2 protein-coding genes are annotated in these 2,396 nt (G+C 57.0%); both read right to left on the minus strand.

The window, feature by feature from the left end; genetic code table 11:
• Positions 1-8 precede the first annotated feature (8 nt).
• Complete coding sequence (gene ilvC / locus AC0AP0_RS11960) at positions 9-1,058, minus strand: ketol-acid reductoisomerase (protein ID WP_015022635.1); 1,050 nt, start codon at positions 1,056-1,058, stop codon at positions 9-11.
• A 777-nt stretch (positions 1,059-1,835) separates the two neighbouring features.
• On the minus strand, positions 1,836-2,396 hold a 561-nt coding region (locus tag AC0AP0_RS11965), incomplete at its 5' end, for a sucrose phosphorylase domain-containing protein (RefSeq protein WP_490430627.1).

Consider the following 2,396-nt stretch of genomic DNA (forward strand, 5'->3'; position numbering starts at 1 on the left):
CCTAGAGGTCACTGCACCTGGGAACGGGCGATCTTGCCGGTGAAGGACTGGGCCTCGTCGGCATCCTTGACGTCCTTGTTCCAGGAGAACATGGCGCGCAGCTTGGGGCCGACCTCCTCGATCTTCTCGTGGGAGTACTTCTCCTGCAACTCCTTGAACTTGGGGGCGCCGGCATCCTGGTCGTCGATGAACTCCTTGGCGAAGGAGCCGTCCTGAATGCGCTGCAGCTGGTGACGCATCCTGTCCTTGGTGGACTCGTCCACCACGGTGGAGGTGAAATCGCCGTACTGGGCGGTGTCGGAGCAGGACCAGCGGGCCTTGTTCAGGCCGCCCTCGTTCATCAGATCGACCAGCATCTTGAGCTCGTGGCAGACCTCGAAGTAGGCGATCTCCGGCTGGTAGCCAGCCTCGGTCAGCACCTCGAAGCCGGCCTCGACCAGGTGGTTGACGCCGCCCATGAGCACATCCTGCTCGCCGAAGAGGTCGGTCTCGGTCTCTTCCTTGAAGGTGGTCTTGATGGCGCCGGCGCGCAGGGCGCCCAGAGCCTTGGCATAGGCCAGGGTGATGTCCCAGGCGTCGCCGCGCGGATCCTGCTCCACGGCCACGACCACGGGCACGCCACGGCCAGCGACATACTCACGACGGACGATATGGCCCGGGCCCTTGGGGGCCACCATGAAGACCGGGTGGTCGGCGCTGGGCTTGATGTAGCCGTAATGGATGTTGAACCCGTGGGCGAAGGCGACAGCCGCACCCTCCTTGATGTTGGGCTCGATGTCGTCCCGCCAGATGTTGCGCTGGTACTGGTCGGGAGCCAGGATCATGACGATGTCGGCCTCTTTGGTGGCCTCGGGCACGGTCTTGACCTCCAGGCCCTGCTCCTTGGCGAAGGGCACCGACTTGGAGTTGGCACGCAGGCCGACCACAACGTCCACACCGGAATCACGCAGGTTCAGCGCATGAGCATGTCCCTGGGAACCGTAGCCGATGATGGCCACCTTCTTGCCATCCAGAACCGAAAGGTCCCCATCCTTCTCATACCAGATCTGTGCTGCCATTATCTACACTCCTTTATGTGCGGTCCGCGCCCTTCCTGGGCGGCTACAACCGCTTCACGCATAATTGTTCTACGACTTGATTCCAGTCAGTGGATGCTACTCATCGATTCCAAGCGCAGGATTTTGTCCATCTGCCGAAATCGAACTACCTGATGCACCTTCTGTGCATTCAACCATACTCGTGGCATGGCCGGCATAAGTTCCACGACTCATTGTTCGAACGAAAAGCGGCTACCAGCCGCTCCGATACGCGTCATCTCCTTTCCGGCAATCAATTGGTCAACACTCATCGACACGAACAGGTATGGCCTCATCAGCTAACTTGAATCTCGCCATCGGCAGGATGTTGAATCTTATTGTCGGAAAATCACGATTACGGATCCTGCCTGCGCTGACAGGATCCGAGTCTGCGTCGAATCAGCTCATCAGCGAAGACAAGCTAATAATTCGCAGCAATACCAAGAAGCAATTGAACTGTGCAGTCATCGCTGAAAGCCTCCTCTCCATTTGTTTCGCATCAATCAGCTCCCCGCAGGAGCCAAGTACTGGCACCATATCGCCATTACAGAGTGGAGCGCCGAACGGGTTCACAATATGGACTATTCACTTTCGCTTACGAGCAATTCAACAAAAATGACGCACAATTTTCCGCCTCACTTTTACCCATCGAACAACTCCAGACCAACCGGGCATATGCCTACCTTGAAACCGCTCTGGCATAATGTAGCGAAAAATCAATTCCAGCCCCCTCCCCATGCCAGGAAAGGGCTGAAAGGATCACTCGCCCAGGTCTGTCAACAAATCAAGACATAGGTGCGAACCCTGAGCATCCGACCAGACCAACGTGGCGAGAGAGGGATCTTTGCCTGACGATTGCGGGCTGGCATTTCCGCCGTTTTCCCCTATTGTCTCCGTTCGGTCACTCAGAGCCGGGAAGGTGCCGATAGCGGCGAATGGGCAGAAGATCAGCTCAGCCTTACTAGTCTTTCCCTGCCAGACAAGACGAAGCGCGCCACGTGTCGCATCGATTCGATAAGAGAATTTGCCATTGAAGGCATCCAGCTTATTGCGCAATCGACACAGAGCGTTCAAGGAGCGAACGACCGGTCTTGTCAGATTCCGCTCAATCTCCCCTTCGGTGTAGTAGTGCCTGTTGATATCTCGACCATTGCGGGTTCTCGCCAGCAGATCCATGTCATTGGCACCGGCCAGTGCCCCGACATAATAGACCTGAGGCACCCCTGGAAGGAAGAACTGAACGGCTCTTGCAGCCAGGTAGGCCCTGTCATGGCAAGCCAATGCCGAGTAATAGGTCGTATTGATTTGATACAGGTCCAG

The sequence above is a fragment of the Bifidobacterium sp. POST2/T3 (B1) genome (genome assembly GCF_058197115.1).

Coding starts and splice junctions, on each gene's coding strand:
- ilvC (WP_015022635.1), bottom strand. CDS start 1,058: ATGGCAGCACAGATCTGGTATGAGAAGGATGGGGACCTTTCGGTTCTG.